Below are 18,120 nucleotides of genomic sequence, written 5' to 3' on the forward strand. Positions count from 1 at the left end.
TTTATCTTTTTTAGTTATTACCAGCTTCCTAAAATTAGCCCCATCAGTGTGAGTGATATTACACAATATCCGGCATTGATCAGGTAGACTTTCAAAGATTGCATTTCAAACAAATACAAGATGCCTATGAAAGTAGCCACCCAGCCGATTCCGGCAAATAATCCAGCCATCAGGCCATAAATAGCATTTGCTTCCGGCCCGATAAACATTGCTAAGATAAATGCAGCGAAAAATGCCAGTAGGAGTGACAATCCGAATGTTTTGAGGGCACTTCGTTTCTTTAGATCTTCTTCGGTATACCCGAAGGCCTCCATCCAGGCTTTGCCAAAAAGAGGCCCATACCAGATGCCGCCGATTAAAAAAGTAGAGAGTGCAGCTATCAAAACTGATAGCCAATTGATGTTTTGTAGTGCTGTTGCTAAATCCATTTTTCTTTTTTCAGTAAGATTAGCGGCAGCACTTCAGGCTTCATAGTAAAAAATTAACCTTTCCGGTCCAGCGGGAAAAAGTTTGGTTCGTCCTGGTCAAACGCCTGGTTGATGAATTCCTCTGGGTTAAAACCGGAAAAACGCTTGAATTCTTTAATGAAGTAGGACTGATCTGAAAACCCACATTGATAAGCTACCTGCGCCCAGGTGATCATTTCCTTGTTGTGGATTTTATGAAGGATTTCATTGAAACGTAAGATTCTTTGAGAAGACTTAGGTGTCAATCCCACATACTTCTTAAACTGGCTGATCAAATGCTTTTGTGTATTGGGGTAATCATCCACAATCTGGCTATAGTTGGCTGCAGGTGCTTGTGCCAGGGATTCATAAAAGTTAAGGAGTGCTTTTGGAGGTATTTTGTTTTCATCAAACCGACTCATGAGCCAGGATTCGGCGGCAGTAAATTTCTTAGCAGAGGTTTCATGCTCCAGTAATTCCTGACGTAGGTTTATCAGTTCATCCCCAAGCAACTCTTCACCTTGTACTACTTGATTGTTTATTTTTTCCAGCGGAAAGTGAAGGAATGGATGTGCTCCGAATGGTTTAAACTGGATGACAAGCATCTCGGAGTTTTCGTGAGCAGAAATGGAAAGGTAATTTTTGTGTGATCCTGAAATCCAGACCTTTTGATATTCGGCCTGGGGTATCAGCGTTTCATTGTCAAATGTCTTTCTGGTGAATCCGTCCAACTCGAAAATGATAAAGATATGTCCCGTGGGCACCACCCGCTCAATGGAATGGTCGGGCATAAAGTTTTTTATATGAAAGATTGCCTCGATATATGGAGAAAGAGTCTCTGGAATTTGATGGGTTTCGAATTGCATGTTTGATTTTAATGATGTGGCTAATCCATAAAAATAGCAACTTCAGTCAAACCCTTATCCGAGTAATAGGAGTTCTACACCAATGGAATTCCGTTCAAATCCGTGGTGATCATTTCGGTCATGCAATCTAGAAACGGTCGCATTTTTCTAAAGGTCTCAGAGAGGGTTTTAGGAAAATCAGCATCCATAACCTGTTCTCGCGTAAAATCATGTCGGATGAAGTACTGCTTGTATCGAAGTAGGTCAATTTCCGGATGATCCTTTTCAAACCCTTTGGGGGCTGTCTTCAACTGTTCTCCTCTTAATTCACCAAAAGTGGTTTTAAAGGATTTGGATTCGAGAATCGACCGCAAAGGGTCAGCATCCAGTGCGATTTGATTTCTGAAATGCAGCAGGTCTTTGGCATTGGGACCAAAGAAGCCGCCCACCGCATTGGATTCCTTAAGGCCAATCTTGTAATAATAGCCACCGCGTCGTTCCGCCCCCGCTCGTCGCATGCGCCCTGCCCAATGCGTTTTGTAGGGTGTCTTGTTTTTTGAGAAACGCACATCCCGATAAATGCGGTACAGGCTTTTCTTTCCACTTGGTGTTTCAATGACATCATGTTTATTCATCTCACTCAGCAACTGATCGGCGAATGAGATCATCTCTTCATGGGCAGCTTCATATGCCACCTTATTAGCCTGAAACCAGTCTCGGTTATTGTTTCGTGAGAGGTCGGAGAGGAAGGAGAGAGTGGTTTGCATGAGGTAAAGCTAGGGAAGGATTACAAATCCCCCTGCTTGATTTAAATCAAGCCACCCCCTTAGAAAAGGGGATTCTTTACTTTATTCGAATTAAGATTAGAAGTATTCCCCCTTAGTAAGGGGGCCAGGGGGATTTACTATACGCCCTTGTTTTTCTCCCACTCCTCAACAAACCGATATATCTCTCCCAACACAAAAGCCGTGTTTTGCTTTACATCCAGATCGTCAAACCGAAGGAAGGATAAACTCATCGCTTCCAGCACCTCTTGCCTGGCCTGATCCTGCATTCGCGCTTCTTCATGATAATGACTGCTGCCATCTACTTCAATTACGAGGTTCAGCTTCTTGCAATAGAAATCAACGATGTAGTGGTCGAGTGGTTTCTGCCGATTGAATTTATAGCCCTTGATGGAGCCTGCTCTAAGCTCCTGCCATAGCAGGACTTCACCAAGTGTGCTGTTGTTTCGTAGGTCTCGAGAAAACTGCTTTAGATTTTTGTTGTACGGCAGGTAGTACATGAAGTAAAAATAGAAACGTTGTGTCGAATTCCCTCGTCTGTGCTTCGTCGAATCCCCCAACTTGGTTTGAAAAACCAAGTCACCCCCTTTAAAAAGGGGGATTTCCACCGATTTACAATTGGGTGTATTCCCCCTTTCATAAAGGGGGCTAGGGGGATTAGTACGCACACAAAAAGCACAAGCAGATGCTTACACTAGAGCTTGCTTTAATGCTACTTTATTATTCACCTACGGCATAGGTTAGGAATCCAATTTTAAAGTCATAAAATCTAGCATTTTTTTGAAATTAGAAGCAGTTTCCTTCGAAAAAGAATACTTTCTCTTCTTGATTAGCATTTCTTGGATTGTTCTATTAAAATGGGTTTTATTGAACTTGGTGGTGGATGGGTAAGACAATTTTTGGAATTGAAGTCTGTCTTTCTGGTCAATTAACTTTTCCAAGCTATGGCCATTCCAAGATTTGTTTATGTCTTCTAAGGTGAAGATGCGATCGCCTACGTAACTCCCAAATTTATCTAAATACCTCTTTTTTTCTTTTGTTCCTGACTTGTCAGAATCTAGTAAAACAATAAACTGTCTACCCCAACCTAAATACAAACTGATCAACTGATCGAGATTACCAGACCCTGTACTTGGAGCTAGATTTAAGTCTTTTACATTCTTTAATATAATTTTTCTGAAATATTCTAAAGTATAGTAGTCATTCTTTCCTTCAAGAAAAACGCATGATGGTATATTTTCTAGTTTACTTGGAACATATTCAAGAACATCAAGGACAGGCTGAAAATAAGCACTGCTCGAAGGATTTTTAGAAACAAACTCTCTATATGGGGTTATATTAATTGTGGTTTGTCGACTACTATAATTCTCAAGTGTTTCCAGATCTAGCCCCTCATTTTTGACTACATAAGTACTTTCTAACCAATTAGGATTGATTAGATGATGACTGTGTGTTGTATAAATTATCTTGCAATCCTCCATCAACTTTTCAAAGCTTTTCAGTAATTCTTGCTGAGCTGAAGAATGAAGATTAGAAGCAGGCTCATCAAAAAGAAACATTACGTTCTTTGGTGAATCTTTTCTGTAGGGTCTAAATTGTGTGAATAGTAGAAATGTAAAAAACCATCGAAAACCAAGAGATCTTTCATTGATTTGATAGATTCCATCCGGCCCCTCAATCTCAAATTCTAAATATGTGTTGTCTGAGTCAGACTCACATTTGATAACAACCTCTGTATCATCAATTTGCCTATTAAATATTTTGTTCCAAGCATCGAATACTACCTCAGTCACTTTCCTGTTCATTTTTTTTAGCAAGGAGTCAAGGTTGCGCTTATCATTTTTTTCATCACTCTTAGATCTCTCAATTATATGATCCTTAATGTTTGTGTCATTTTTAAGAGAAAAAAGGATATCCTGAATGAGTTCCAAATAGAATTTATCTTTTTCTGACAATTCTTCATCGGATTCTAGTTTAATCCTAGCAGGGAAGTCAAATAGAAAGTTGGGAAAGTAGAGAATACTCGGGATAAGTTTTTTACAAAACCCTGAGAGTGCAAGGTTATCATCTTCGTATGCCTCCGAACTAATATTGATGAACTCATCTTTTTTATTATCCTTATGCACACCATGCCAACCTGTCCACCTGTGATCCGATTCCGTGAATTTAGAGTCCTTAAAATTGTAATATCTAAAATAAGACAAATGACTTAACTTCAATAGTTTCCTAAACTGAGTTTCTTCCTTGGCGAATTTTTCAATTTTTTTAAAATCTTCATCTTCAAGAGCTAGTTTGACAATTAGTTCAATTCGGCCATTAAAATTGTCTCTCTTTCCAATTGGAATTAAATTATTAAAGTCTTCGACTTTAGTTCCTGGTAGTTCTAATGCACTTAGCCCAGCATTACTTGGACTAAAAAAATTTATTGCTTCTAAGATTGTGGTTTTCCCACTTTCATTTAGTCCTACAAGGGTAAACACATTGGCCTTTGGAGATTTGTCAAATTCGATTTCTATCTGATCAATCCCCTTAAAATTTTTTATTTCAAACTTTTCAAATCTCATAATGATATAATAATCATTTCAAAATAGGGATTAGTTGCTTAAATAAATATAAATAACGGATTTATTCATTGAAATTTTCAATTTTATATATAAATACTGCAACATGCTATCTCCCGTTTGCAATTTTGAGACTTTAGATCTTATCCAATCTCCAATCCTAATTCGTGCATCTCATTCCTCATTCCCTCCAAACAAAACCCTACCATTCATTCTTTATACCCAAACGATATTTAACTAATTCAGCGTTTGAACCAAATCTCTCCAAATCACCTTCATTTTCAGTAAATTTGTTGACCCAAAATTTTGAAGCGACATGACCCAGGCAGTAGAGATATACAAACCCAAGAATCACATTCGGATCGTAACGGCAGCATCCCTGTTTGACGGGCACGATGCAGCGATCAACATCATGCGACGAATCATCCAGTCTACCGGCTGTGAGGTGATCCACTTGGGCCACAACCGCTCCGTGCAGGAGATCGTAGACTGTGCCATCCAGGAAGATGCACAGGCCATTGCCATCACGTCCTATCAGGGCGGGCACGTGGAGTACTTCAAATACATGTATGACCTGCTAAAAGAGCGTGGTGCAGACATCAAGATCTTTGGTGGTGGAGGAGGAACCATCCTTCCGGAAGAAATCGAAGAACTGCACAAGCACGGCATCACACGTATCTACTCACCGGATGATGGACGCTCCATGGGGCTTCAGGGCATGATCAACGATCTGGTAAAGCAAAGTGACTTTGCCGTAGGTGAAAACCTGAACGGACAGGTGAAGAAAATCAACACCAACGATCATGCAGCGATCGCAAGGGTCATCTCGGCTGCTGAAAACTACCCGGACCAAAACCGGGAAGAGATGGAAGCTCTACGAAAGCAGGCAGCAAACACTCCAGTATTGGGTATCACCGGAACAGGTGGAGCAGGTAAGTCTTCGTTGGTAGATGAACTGGTTCGTCGCTTCCTCGTAGACTTTAAAGACAAAAACATTGCGGTAATCTCCGTCGATCCGTCCAAGCGAAAGACAGGTGGTGCATTGCTCGGAGACCGTATTCGTATGAACGCCATTTTCAATGAGCGTGTATACATGCGATCACTGGCTACCCGTCAATCCAACCTGGCACTATCCAAATATGTGCAGGACGCGATTGACATAGTGAAAGCAGCTGGGTTTGACCTGATCATTCTGGAAACTTCCGGGATCGGTCAGTCGGATACAGAAATCACAGACCACTCAGATGCATCGCTTTATGTGATGACGCCTGAATATGGTGCGGCTACCCAGTTGGAGAAAATCGACATGCTGGACTTTGCAGACATGATCGCGCTTAACAAGTTCGATAAGCGTGGCGCACTGGATGCACTCAGGGATGTGAAAAAGCAATACCAGCGTAACCATCAGCTGTGGGATGCGAAAGAAGAAGATCTGCCGGTATTTGGCACCATCGCATCACAGTTCAATGATCCGGGCATGAATAAGCTGTACTTGTCGCTGATGAACCTCATCGCCGAGAAAACCGGCGCAGACCTGAAGTCTTCGTTTGCCAGCACGGATGAGATGAGCGAAAAAGTATTCATCATCCCACCGAAAAGAACTCGATATCTTTCTGAGATCACCGAAACCATTCGTGGCTACAATGAGAAAGCCTTGGAGCAGAAAGAAGTAGCACAGAAACTATACAGTCTGGAGAAATCAGGTGAAATCTTGAAAGACCAGAAAGACGCTCTAGCGGCCATCGATAAAGCCAAAGAAGAATTGAAGCTGGATCTTGATCCGCACAACTTAAAGCTTCTGGAAGAGTGGGATGCGAAGAAAGCCAACTACGAAGGTGATGAATACACCTACGAAGTGCGTGGCAAGGAAATCAAAGTGGAAACGACCACCGAAACCCTTTCACACACGAAAGTGCCTAAGGTATCTCTGCCGAAATACGAAGGTTGGGGCGATATCCTGCATTGGAGTTTACAAGAAAACGTACCGGGTGAGTTTCCATTCACCGCTGGGGTGTTCCCATTCAAGCGAAAAGGCGAAGATCCGACACGAATGTTTGCCGGCGAAGGTGGACCAGAGCGTACCAACAAGCGCTTCCACTACGTATCGCATGGACTTCCTGCAGCAAGACTTTCCACTGCATTTGATTCGGTAACGCTCTACGGAGAAGACCCGGATTACCGTCCGGACATTTACGGAAAGATCGGTAACTCTGGGGTAAGCATCTGCTGCCTGGACGATGCGAAGAAATTATACTCAGGATTTGACCTGTGTGATCCAACTACTTCTGTATCCATGACAATCAATGGTCCTGCTGCGACGATCTGCGCTTTCTTCATGAATGCGGCAATTGACCAGCAGTGTGAGAAGTACATCAAGGAGAATGGGCTGGAAAAAGAAGTAGAGAAGAAAATTGAGAAAATCTATAAAGACCGTGGAGTAGCTCGGCCTACTTATAAAGGTGATTTACCAGTAGGTCACAACGGACTTGGATTGATGTTGCTGGGTGTAACCGGTGACCAGGTATTGCCTGCCGATGTGTACCAGGAAATGAAGGTGAAAGCACTTTCATCTGTAAGAGGCACGGTGCAGGCGGATATTCTGAAAGAAGATCAGGCACAGAACACCTGCATTTTCTCTACGGAGTTCTCTTTGAGGTTGATGGGGGATGTGCAGCAATACTTCATCGATAATCAGGTAAGGAATTTCTACTCTGTTTCTATTTCAGGTTATCACATTGCCGAGGCAGGAGCCAATCCAATTACGCAGCTGGCATTTACGCTAGCAAACGGGTTCACATTTGTGGAGTATTACTTGTCTCGAGGCATGGACATCAATGCATTTGCTCCGAACCTTTCGTTCTTCTTTTCGAATGGAGTTGATGCGGAATATGCAGTGATTGGGCGTGTGGCTCGAAGAATCTGGTCCAAGGCGATGAAGCTGAAATATGGAGCAAATGAGCGAGCACAAAAGCTGAAGTACCATATTCAGACGTCCGGTCGTTCCCTTCACGCACAGGAGATCGATTTCAATGATATCCGAACCACCTTGCAGGCGCTTTATGCGATCTATGACAATTGTAACTCACTGCATACGAATGCATATGATGAGGCGATCACTACGCCTACCGAAGGGTCGGTTCGTCGTGCCATGGCGATCCAGCTGATCATCAACAAAGAGCTTGGATTGGCGAAGAATGAAAATCCGATGCAGGGATCGTTCATTACTGAAGAGCTGACGGACTTAGTTGAGGAGGCGGTAATGATGGAGTTCGACCGAATCACTGAGCGTGGCGGTGTGTTGGGTGCAATGGAAAGCATGTATCAGCGTGGCAAGATCCAGGAAGAGTCCTTGTATTACGAAACCAAGAAGCACACCGGCGAGCTACCGATCATTGGCGTGAATACCTTCCTTTCATCCAAAGGCTCACCTACCATCATCCCTGATGAGGTGATCCGCGCAACCAAGGACGAGAAAGAGCAGCAGATCACGAATCTCAATGCGTTGAAGGAAGGGAATGAAGAGAAAGCAGAGGAGATGCTTAATGCACTGCAGGAAACTGCATTGAAGAATGAAAATACGTTTGCTACACTGATGGAAGCAACGAAGTACTGCTCTTTGGGTCAGATCACGCATGCCATGTTTGAGGTAGGCGGACAATATAGGCGTAATATGTAAGAAGCAATTAACTATAATATATAATCAAAGCCTCGCCATTCGCGGGGCTTTTTTATTCGCTTACCAATTTTTTCTTCTCGGTACCTGTAAGTTTTTTAAGTTGCGGTGCACTAATCACAATAAATCTAAACTTAAAGATGAAGCTGAAAATCTCTAACCTTTCAAAAACCTACAAAAACGGGGTAAAAGCACTTGATGATGTATCACTCGAAATCTCATCAGGTATGTTCGGACTTCTTGGGCCAAACGGCGCTGGAAAATCTTCTTTAATGCGGACCATTGCTACCCTTCAAACGCCGGATACTGGCACTATCCATCTGGATGACATGGATGTACATCAAAACCAGATGGAGTTCAGAAAGCGTCTGGGCTACCTTCCCCAGGAGTTCGGTGTATATGGTAAGATGTCTGCAGAGGCTCTATTGGAATATTTTGCTACGCTCAAGGGTGTGGCGACTAAAGCAGAGCGCGACGCTATTGTAAAAAGTGCGTTGGAAGTGACCAACCTTTACGACGTTCGAAAGAAGCATGTAGCTAAATACTCCGGGGGAATGAAGCAACGATTCGGGATTGCACAGCTTCTATTAAACGACCCTAAGCTGATCATTGTGGATGAGCCTACCGCTGGTTTGGATCCTACAGAGCGTCAGCGATTCCTTAACGTACTACGAGAAATCGGAACAAACAACATCGTGATTTTCTCTACACACATCGTGGATGATGTGAAAGAACTGTGCACGGACATGGCGATCCTGAATGGAGGAAAAATCTTGTCCCATCAAACGCCTAAAGAGGCTGTGAAATCACTTGCTGGTAAGATGTGGAAGAAAGTGATCGATCGGGAAGATCTCGAAGCTGAAGAGGCAAAATTCAATGTCATTTCGTCCAGTTTCAATGACGACAACACGGTGAACATTCGAGTGATGGCAGATGCAAATCCGGGAGATGGATTTCAATCAGTAGATGCCAACCTGGAGGATGTCTACTTCACTACACTTGGACAGGACAAAGAAGTTTCAGTAGCCTAAATCAGCCGTCGTATGTTTTTTAAGATATTTTCATTTGAAATAAAATACTGGGTTAAGAATCCACTGTTTTATATCTACGTCGGTTCACTTTTTGCAATTGCCACTTTGGCGATGGCATCCAGTGCCGGGCTATTCGATTCGGTTACCGTCACCAGGAGTTCGATCGCCTATATCAACTCAGCTTTTTCTTTAAATAACTTCATCAATGGATTTACCATTATTGGGTTTTTCCTGATTCCGTCCATTGTGGGTGGCACGATTGCTAAAGACTACACTACGAACACCAGCAATGTGCTGTATTCGTTTCCTTTCACTAAATCGAGTTACCTGTTTGCAAAGTATTTAAGTGGGCTGGTGATTACCATTTTGGTATTGCTTTCGGTGGCACTGGGTGCGATGGTTGGAGGCTACCTGCCGGGTACAAACCCCGAGTTGTCAGGTCCTTTCAATTTGTTTAATTACATCCAGCCTTATCTGATCTATGTCATTCCGAACCTGATCTTTTTTAGTGCGATCGTTTTTGGAGTAGTTACATTTTCGAGAAATGTAGCGTCCGGTTTTGTGGCCATTCTTGCGTTATTTCTACTTCAGGGAGTGGCAGAAACGATCATTGGGAACATGGATGATAAGGAGTTGGGTGCATTGCTGGATCCATTCGGTGCAGGTGCAAGCAGCTATTATACCGAATACTGGACAGTGGCCGAGCAAAACGAAAACTTTCTCCCATTTGAAGGTTATATCATTTATAATCGGTTGATCTGGGGAGGATTGGGGCTCTTGGTTTATTTCGGAGTTTTCTCCGTTTTTAAATTTTCTCACAACCCACTGGCGTTTTCATTTAAGAAGAAAGCAGGTGTGCGATCAACCAAAAACAACTTTGGTAGCATGGTCCGCATTAACCTCCCTAAGGTGACGTTTGATTACAGTTTTATTAATCGAATTAAAACGGCCTGGACACTATCTAACAGTGATTTCCTTTTTGTGGTTAAAAGCTGGCCTTTCATTATCATTTCCCTGATAGGTCTTTTGATATTGACCACTACATTGGCGGTGGGGCAGCAAATATGGGGCACCACTACCTATCCGGTGACCTGGCAAATGCTCGATATCGCCGGAAATGTGTTTACCACGTTGGCGATCTTACCGATAACATACCTGTATTCAGGCATGCTGATCCATCGTCATCGCTTATCGAAGATCGATCAGATGGTAGATGTTACGCCTGTGCCAAACTGGACCATGCTGTTTTCAAAGTTTTTGGCGCTATTGAAAGTACAGGCTGTACTCCTCTTGTTGATCATGATAGCTGGTATGCTGATTCAGACCTATGCAGGCTTCTATGACTTTGAAATCAACCTGTATTTAAAGGATCTCTATTTTATCCGTATTTGGAGTATCGTAGTTTGGAGTTTGCTCGCGATCTTCATTCACACGCTCATTCCAAACTATCTGATAGGATTTTTTGTGACGCTCGGTTTGGCCATTGGGATCGGGTTTCTCGATTCGATTGGTATCGAGCAGTCCATTTTCAAATACAATCAAGGGCCCGGAACAAGCTATTCACCGATGAATGGTTATGGGAGCTCCCTACGTCCATACCTGATTTATAAGGTTTATTGGTTGTTGCTGGGAGCAGCACTTTACGTATTTGCCATTGCTTTTTGGAAGCGGGGAGTGCCATCATCTTATAAAAACCGATTGAAGGTGGGATTTCAATCTTTCACAAGACCTTTACAGGTGGCATTCTTTTCATTGCTTATCCTGTTTCTTGGTCTGGGGTACCTCATTTGGTATGAAAACAATGTTGAGAACGAGTACACCTCTCAAAAAGAAGGGGAGCTTCAGCGAGTGGAGCAGGAAAAACTGTATTCAAAGTATGAAGCAATGGCTCAGCCTCGAATTGTTGACGTAAAAGTGGATCTGGATTTGATGCCGGAAACACGAGATTTTAAAGCAAAGGGAACCTATGTCCTGGTAAACAAAACCGAAGAGGTTATTGATTCGGTATTGCTAAATCATAATAGCTACCCGAGTGAATTCGCATTTTCTGCGCCTAATAAGCGAGTACTTGAAGATACGGTTTACAACTTTGATTTTCACGTACTGGAAAAACCGATGATGCCCGGTGATTCAATCACGTTCACTTTTGAAGTATGGAATGAACCTAATACATGGTTGCGTACCAACTCACCTGTTCGTGAAAACGGAACATTCATGAATAATGGAATCTTTCCAACGTTTGGTTACTCCGGCCAGGGAGAATTGACAGATAATGAAGTACGTAAGAAATACGACCTCCCTGAAAAGGAGCGAATGAAATCTCCGTATGATACTACTGCCCTCGGGAATACATACATATCAACTAGCGCAGATTGGATCGACTTTGAGACTCTGGTGAGCACTTCATCTGATCAGATCGCCATAGCTCCCGGTTACCTTCAGCGCGAATGGGAAGAGGATGGTCGTCGATACTTCCATTACAAAATGGATAGCAAAATGCTCAATTTCTATGCATACCAATCAGCTCGGTACGAGGTATTAAAGGATCAATGGAAGGATATCAATATTGAAATTTACTATCACAAAGGACATGAGTATAACCTGGGGCGAATGGTCAAGGGAGTCAAGCAGGCCCTTGAGTATTACACAGAGAACTTCAGTCCTTACCAGCATAAGCAGGTCCGAATCATCGAGTTTCCGCGAACGAGCGGATCTTTCGCTCAGTCATTCGCCAACACTATTCCATTCTCAGAAGGCATTGGGTTTATTGCCAAAGTGGATGATGACGATCCTGAAGGAGTCGATTACCCATTTAGCGTTACGGCACATGAAGTAGCTCATCAATGGTGGGCGCATCAGGTGATCGGTGCGAATGTCCAGGGAGCCACACTGATGTCAGAAAGCATGTCTGAGTACAGCAGTTTGAAGGTGTTGGAGAAAGTGCGAGGAGAGGAGCAAATGCGATCCTTCCTAAAGGATGCATTGGATTCTTATCTTCAGGGTCGTTCCTTCGAGCGATTAAAAGAAAAGCCGTTGCTATTTAATGAAAATCAGCAATACATCCATTATAATAAAGGATCGCTGATTTTATATGCCCTGAGTGATTACCTGGGAGATGAGGTGTTCAACGCTGCAATGAGCAGGTACATTGATAGTGTGGCCTTTCAGGAGCCTCCATACACGACTTCACTGGAGTACCTGGAGTTTGTGAAGGAGGCAGTGCCGGATTCACTCAATTACCTGGTGAGGGACATGTTTGAGACCATTACACTTTATGATAATGAGGTCAAAGACGCTACCTACCGAGAGCTACCTGATGGTAAATATGAAGTGAAGTTGAATGCCCTTGTGGCCAAGTATCGCGCCGATGAAAAAGGAAAAAGAATGTTTACGGATCCCGACGGTGCGGATAGCCTTTCTTATCAGGTGGAAGGTGCCAGAAAACCAACCTATTCATTGCCGTTGGCTGATTGGGTCGAGGTAGGAATTTTCACAGAAAAAGAGGTTGATGGTAAGAAGCAGGAAGTTCCGCTCTATCTGGAGAAACGAAAATTTGACCAAATCAATAATGAGATTACGGTGGTTGTTGACGAAAAACCAACATCAGTGGGTATCGATCCTTATAACAAGTTGATTGATGTGGTTTCGAATGACAACCGGATGACTCCAACGGCGGAAGAAACCGAATAAATTGAAAAGCGGCCTTGAGCCGCTTTTTTCTTGTCTTCAATGAAATGCACTTCCTAGTTTTGCGTGCATGAAAATGATGCGCGCAGTACTTGGCTTTTTATCCTTCTTTTCCCTTTTCCTTTCACAAGGTCAAATCCTGAAGGTGGACAAAGGGTTCATGGCATCTGACTCGTCTAATTATTTCTCTGGTGTGGTTGATGCCACCTTTGCTATCAATAATCGAAGCTCTACGGAAGATCAGCAGAATATTTATGTGGGAGTGAATAACAATGTGGATTTGGTATATATCGCTGAAAAGTCTGCAACAATTCTCATTAGTGGGTTGAACTATTTCAAAATAGGGGAAGGCCCACTCATCTATAATGGATCTGCCCACCTGCGACAGGTGTTAAGGCGATCCGCGACACTGACACCCGAGTTTTTTGTTCAGGGACAATTTGATGAATCGCGAAATATGGAGTTGAGAGTATTATACGGAGGAGGTCTGCGGTGGAATATCCTGCAAAAGAGCAACTCACTTTTTGCCGGAGTGGGTATTTTCAGAGAAAATGAACGATGGAACGGTCCGGAACAGGAGATCAACAAAGAGCTTTGGAAACTCAATTCCTATCTAAGTGCAGATGTGAAGCTCACAGAATCGATCAATGTCAATGCGATTGTTTATTTCCAGTCTGGAAGGGATGGCGCGATAGATGCCTTTAGAAATCGACTCAGTGGTCAACTGGAATTCAAAAATGCCCTTACCGATAAATTCAAATTAAAAATGACTTCCAATTTTCTTTTGGATGATAAGCCAATTATCCCTCTCAATGAATTTATCTATGAAGTATACTTTGGAGTGGAATACAGCTTCAATTAGCTATTTGACCACTTTGTAAATCACTTCCTTGTCGGGAAGAGCGTAGCGGATCTTTTCTTCCGGACTAAGCTCATCAATGAGTCTCTCCTCTACTACTTTGAGCCCTGATTCAGCTAGTCTGGCACCATAGTCCTCTCCATACATTCGTACATGATCATCCTGGCCGAATGCTCTCTCACGCTCTTGGGGAGTGACAATGGTTTTATCCTCGTACGTGGTTTTAGGAAGCGGGTAGAAGAAAGGTACCTGCAGAATGGCCCATCCTCCTGGTTTGAGCACCCGTTTCATTTCGCTTAGTGCTTTTCTGTCATCATCCACGTGCTCTAATACATGGTTGCAAAAAATGATGTCGATGGAGTTGTCCTCGAACGGTATATCATGGATATCCATTTTCACCTTTGCCAGAGGAGACTCAATGTCTCCCGTGATGTATTCCAGGTTTTCCAGCGCATCGAATCGACTCATGAAACAAAGCTCAGGAGCGACGTGCAGCATTTTAGCCTCTTTCGTAAAGAAGTCCGTTTTACGCTTAAGGTAAAGCCAGATTAATCGATGGCGTTCCAGTGCCAGGCATTTTGGACACAGCGCATTACTTCTTGATTTTCTTCCATAAGGCAAAAACTTTCGGAAACGCGATTCACACACCGGGCATTCTACTTTATTACCACGATAGAAAACAGCTATAACTCTTAATGCCACATGGCTAAAGAGTTGCAGGTACTTTCGTGGTACTTTTCTAAGGAAAAAAGAGATTAAAAACTTCACGTTCCGTCAATTTTGCCCCGCAAGTTATTTATTCACCTCACTACCAGCAATCATTGCTGAAAATTTCTCATTTTTGGTTTTCATGTCGCGATTGCTGGCTTTTATATCGATCATATTCTTAAGTCTGAGTTGCCTGGCTCAGAAAGAAAAGTCAGTGGAGGAGGAACTCCCCTCCGAGAATCTGGAGATGCGAAAGGATTCGAATAAACGATCAAACAAACCAAAGCGGAAGAAGATCGACCTTATTTATGTACCTAATGCTGACAATATCCTCTACGGCAATCCATGTGTGTTGGAAGAAACGCATAAGATGGGCTTTGAATACATCGTCGAGCCTACTACACTACCCGGAAGTAAAACATGGACAGGGAAATTTTTGAATAACCTCTGGGTAAAGACTAAATTAGTAGTGACGCGATCACCCTTTTGGAAACTCATCCTGAATAGTAAAATCAAAAAATGCCGTAAGATGAGTGGAGATTTGGTGGGCTGATTCACACCTAAACACACATCATGACAAACCTAAGTCGATATGCAAACAGGGCAATAGTTGCCGTTTTTGCACTTTTCTTTTCCTGCGCGAACATCACAGAGGAAATCTATTTAAATGCAGATGGCAGTGGTCAATATCTCGTTTACACAGATGCAGTGAGTAGTACCCGTACAATGATGATGGGCATGATGAGTAGCATCTATCCGGATGCCTCAGAAGACAGCCTGAGACAGGTGGTGGATGCCCAGCTTTGGGAGCAATTCCCGGCGGAAGTAGACAGCATTATTGATTTTTCATCCCAGGTTCCGGATAGCATCAAGAATGATCCGGACAAGAAAAAATACCTGGATAAGATGGAAATGTTTATGAAAGGCAGCCGAGCAGAAGGCTATCTCAACTCGGGTATGCGATTCAACTTCTCAAGTGTAGAGGAATTGCAGGGGTTTAATGATTTCATGAGCGATAACCAAAATGCCACCAGCAGTCAGGTGAAAATGGATTTACCTCAGGTGGATGTTAATTACTCATATGATGGGAGCACTTTCTCCAGAACAACAAACATGGAAGACAAACTTGAAATGAGTGACTCTACCATTATGGTCATTGGATCGCTGCTACAGGAATCGAAATCCAAACTGATACTTCACCTTCCAAGAAAACCCAAAAAGGTTACGCCGGATCAGCTTGTTGAAAAAGATGGTAAAGATGTGATTTACCAGTTTGACCTCATTAAGGTCTTCAAAGGAGAGCAATCTACGGATGTAACAGTTGAATTTTAAGCCATGGAACCACGAACCGTACAGTTTTCACGAACGAAGCTCACCGAATTAATGATTCCTTCTTTTGCCAATTTCGGTGGAAAGGTTCACGGTGGGCTCATTCTTTCCTTGATGGATAAAGTAGCCTATGCAGTCGCCAGTAAGCATGCAGGAACATACTGTGTGACGGTGACAGTCGATGGGGTGGAGTTTTTGCAGCCGGTGGAGGTTGGGGAGCTACTGACATTAGATGCAGCCGTTCACTATGTTGGAAATAGTTCGCTGGTGGTGGGAATTAAAGTGACCTCTGAGAATGTCAAGACCAACGAGGTGAAGCATACCAATAATAGCTATTTCACCATGGTAGCTAAGGGAGACGATGGGAAACCCACACAGGTGCCGGAGTTGATCCTTGAGGATATTACAGAGATGCGAAGGTTTGTAGAGGCTATGAAGCGAATGAAAGTGAAGAAGGAGGCCAATGCTAAAATGCAAAAGGAGCATGACGAATTCATCATGGTAGATGATATGGAAATGCTAAACGGTCAGCGCTGTAAGGTGGAATTTAAAGTAGATGACGACTTCAGCGATCTTTTTTCCGATACATGAATTTCAATCCTGACCAGTTTTCATCCACCGCACAGACTTTTACATCAACTAAGCCACCTTTTAGTCCAAATTCCCTTACGATGTTGCCATTAAGATCCGTTTTCATTTTGGAGGATCCTTTCGGCCAGGATACCCAGAGAATACCATCCTTCTTTAATGCAGTTTTCCATTCATTCCAGCTATTTTCCAACTCCTCTAGTTTCGTTAAAAACACATGCTGATAATCATAAGGGGGAGAGCTGAGATCTTCGTCCCAGGTTGTTTCCATGGGAGTGGTCTCCAGCAGCTCAAAATAGTTTTCAGGAGATTGATATAAAAAGCAATGATAGCCTTCCTTGATATTGAGTTTTTTCCAGAGAGGGTTTTTAGAGTAGCCTGCCATTTATCTGCAATACGTTGGTGATGTTCCTTGCCAGTTTCTATCTCTCGCACCACTGATTTCAATACATGCCTGTGTCCGGTTCCCCATAGCTTCATATGCCTGTGCACTTGTTACATAGGAAATTGCACTGTCCGGCCAGACATATTTGTTCCAGTCTGCAGCTTTGATTGCCATTTCATAATCCTCCAGTCGGAAATACATGTCGGCCAGATTGGTGTATAGGTAAAAATGAGATTTTGGCAGGTATTTCTCGTTGATAACCAATGCATAGCCATCTCCGTAAAATCTTTTATATCGCTTAATCGCTAATCGATGGGCGATAATGAGCCGGTCCAGAGCCTCGTTCAAGTCGTTTTTTTCATCACGCTCGATCTCAGCGATTTTCACCAATGAACCAATGGTCTCATATTCACTCACCAGAAATTCCTCCAGTATTTCAATAGCCATGTCCGGCTGATCGTTTTGTCGGTATGATTCCGCCAGTTTCTGTTTGAGTTCATAAAACGGCAAGTCCGGTGCAAACTCCTGAACCAACTCATAGAGTGTAATGGCTTTTACATAATTTTCTGAATGATAGGCACGATCACCTTTCTCGACGATTTGATCCAGCATAGTGCTCTTAAAGATTTTCATATCTCGTTCTTCCGTTCGGAAGAATTTCAATGAGGTCATGATCTCGAAAGCTTTTTTGTATTCTCCTGCTTCAAAGAACTCTTTAGCCTCTAGGTAAGTAGATCGTCGTTCTGCCAATCTTTTTTCGAGTTGATGATCATCGTAGCTCTGCTTGATCCACACGCCAGTCATCACTAAAAGCGCAATCAAAAAAGTAATGCCGAATGCATAAGCCGTAGCGATTGCATTTTGTCGGTAGTCCACTCGTCCACTTGCATATCGCCTTCGTGCCTGATTTTTCCATGCAGTGGAGCTCGGGGGTTGGTAGGAGTAAGGCCGAGCCTGACTTTGCGAAAATTGCTGATATTTTAGTTTGAGATCAAATCGTGCTTTTTCATATTCATCTGAAAGTATCTGATGGGCTACATTGATCTCCTTGAATTTTTCCTCCATCTCAGGTCTACCCGGATGCTTATCAGGATGATATTTTACTGCCAATCGTTTGAATGCTGCTTTGATCTCAGCAGGAGAGGCATTCTCAGAAAGGCCGAGTACGTGATAGTAATTGGTCATCTGAAATGATTAAGTAGCCTTTATAACGAAGATAACCA

Annotated in this window: 15 protein-coding genes; 7 read left to right on the forward strand and 8 right to left on the reverse strand. The window is 42.9% G+C overall.

Annotation, left to right across the window (positions count from 1 at the left end):
• Nucleotides 1-17: 17 nt before the first annotated feature.
• The 5 genes from ACOQON_RS02810 to ACOQON_RS02830 all read right to left on the reverse strand — a co-directional run bounded on the left by ACOQON_RS02810 (nt 18) and on the right by ACOQON_RS02830 (nt 4,640).
• Nucleotides 18-428 (reverse strand): DUF1761 domain-containing protein, encoded by a 411-nt coding sequence (locus ACOQON_RS02810; RefSeq protein ID WP_420577400.1) that lies wholly within the window; start codon nt 426-428, stop codon nt 18-20.
• 53 nt (nt 429-481) lie between these two features.
• Nucleotides 482-1,312 carry a helix-turn-helix domain-containing protein gene (locus ACOQON_RS02815; RefSeq protein WP_420577401.1) on the reverse strand — a complete coding sequence of 277 codons (831 nt, stop codon included), beginning with the start codon at nt 1,310-1,312 and terminating at the stop codon, nt 482-484.
• 74 nt (nt 1,313-1,386) lie between these two features.
• Nucleotides 1,387-2,058, reverse strand: coding sequence for a DUF2461 domain-containing protein (locus ACOQON_RS02820; RefSeq protein ID WP_420577402.1), 672 nt, complete (start codon nt 2,056-2,058; stop codon nt 1,387-1,389).
• 137 nt (nt 2,059-2,195) lie between these two features.
• Complete coding sequence (locus ACOQON_RS02825; RefSeq protein WP_420577403.1) at nt 2,196-2,576, reverse strand: endonuclease domain-containing protein; 381 nt, start codon at nt 2,574-2,576, stop codon at nt 2,196-2,198.
• Between the two features lie 240 nt (nt 2,577-2,816).
• The gene (locus ACOQON_RS02830; protein WP_420577404.1) at nt 2,817-4,640 is read right to left on the reverse strand and encodes an ATP-dependent nuclease; all 1,824 of its coding nucleotides are present in this window, start codon (nt 4,638-4,640) and stop codon (nt 2,817-2,819) included.
• A gap of 313 nt (nt 4,641-4,953) precedes the next feature.
• On the opposite strand from ACOQON_RS02830, the gene ACOQON_RS02835 reads away from it, so the two are divergent.
• The 4 genes from ACOQON_RS02835 (at nt 4,954) to ACOQON_RS02850 (ending at nt 13,890) form a co-directional block, all read left to right on the forward strand.
• Nucleotides 4,954-8,313: a methylmalonyl-CoA mutase family protein gene (locus ACOQON_RS02835; RefSeq protein ID WP_420577405.1), complete on the forward strand. Its 3,360-nt coding sequence runs from the start codon at nt 4,954-4,956 to the stop codon at nt 8,311-8,313.
• A 137-nt stretch (nt 8,314-8,450) separates the two neighbouring features.
• Nucleotides 8,451-9,341, forward strand: a complete 891-nt coding sequence (locus ACOQON_RS02840) for an ABC transporter ATP-binding protein (protein WP_420577406.1) — start codon at nt 8,451-8,453, stop codon at nt 9,339-9,341.
• A 12-nt stretch (nt 9,342-9,353) separates the two neighbouring features.
• Complete coding sequence (locus ACOQON_RS02845; RefSeq protein ID WP_420577407.1) at nt 9,354-13,031, forward strand: M1 family aminopeptidase; 3,678 nt, start codon at nt 9,354-9,356, stop codon at nt 13,029-13,031.
• A gap of 67 nt (nt 13,032-13,098) precedes the next feature.
• Nucleotides 13,099-13,890 carry a hypothetical protein gene (locus tag ACOQON_RS02850; RefSeq protein ID WP_420577408.1) on the forward strand — a complete coding sequence of 264 codons (792 nt, stop codon included), beginning with the start codon at nt 13,099-13,101 and terminating at the stop codon, nt 13,888-13,890.
• Here ACOQON_RS02850 and ACOQON_RS02855 read toward each other — a convergent pair whose 3' ends face one another.
• Entirely contained in the window at nt 13,891-14,655 is a 765-nt protein-coding gene (locus ACOQON_RS02855; protein ID WP_420577409.1) for a class I SAM-dependent methyltransferase, read from the reverse strand.
• A gap of 82 nt (nt 14,656-14,737) precedes the next feature.
• Here ACOQON_RS02855 and ACOQON_RS02860 point away from each other — a divergent pair, with 82 nt between their 5' ends.
• From ACOQON_RS02860 to ACOQON_RS02870, 3 genes are read left to right on the forward strand one after another with little or no spacing between them, the layout of a single operon-like run.
• A complete protein-coding gene (locus tag ACOQON_RS02860) occupies nt 14,738-15,148 on the forward strand; it encodes a hypothetical protein (protein WP_420577410.1) in 411 nt (136 codons plus the stop codon).
• Between the two features lie 20 nt (nt 15,149-15,168).
• Nucleotides 15,169-15,927 carry a hypothetical protein gene (locus tag ACOQON_RS02865; protein ID WP_420577411.1) on the forward strand — a complete coding sequence of 253 codons (759 nt, stop codon included), beginning with the start codon at nt 15,169-15,171 and terminating at the stop codon, nt 15,925-15,927.
• A gap of 3 nt (nt 15,928-15,930) precedes the next feature.
• Complete coding sequence (locus ACOQON_RS02870; RefSeq protein ID WP_420577412.1) at nt 15,931-16,515, forward strand: acyl-CoA thioesterase; 585 nt, start codon at nt 15,931-15,933, stop codon at nt 16,513-16,515.
• Here ACOQON_RS02870 and ACOQON_RS02875 read toward each other — a convergent pair.
• Both ACOQON_RS02875 and ACOQON_RS02880 read right to left on the reverse strand, forming a co-directional pair.
• Nucleotides 16,490-16,897, reverse strand: a complete 408-nt coding sequence (locus ACOQON_RS02875) for a DUF3052 domain-containing protein (RefSeq protein WP_420577413.1) — start codon at nt 16,895-16,897, stop codon at nt 16,490-16,492. The genes ACOQON_RS02870 and ACOQON_RS02875 overlap by 26 nt on opposite strands.
• The gene (locus ACOQON_RS02880) at nt 16,898-18,082 is read right to left on the reverse strand and encodes a J domain-containing protein (protein WP_420577414.1); all 1,185 of its coding nucleotides are present in this window, start codon (nt 18,080-18,082) and stop codon (nt 16,898-16,900) included.
• Between the last annotated feature and the right edge of the window lie 38 nt (nt 18,083-18,120).

This window comes from Ekhidna sp. (genome assembly GCF_965221965.1).
Taxonomy (GTDB): domain Bacteria; phylum Bacteroidota; class Bacteroidia; order Cytophagales; family Cyclobacteriaceae; genus Ekhidna.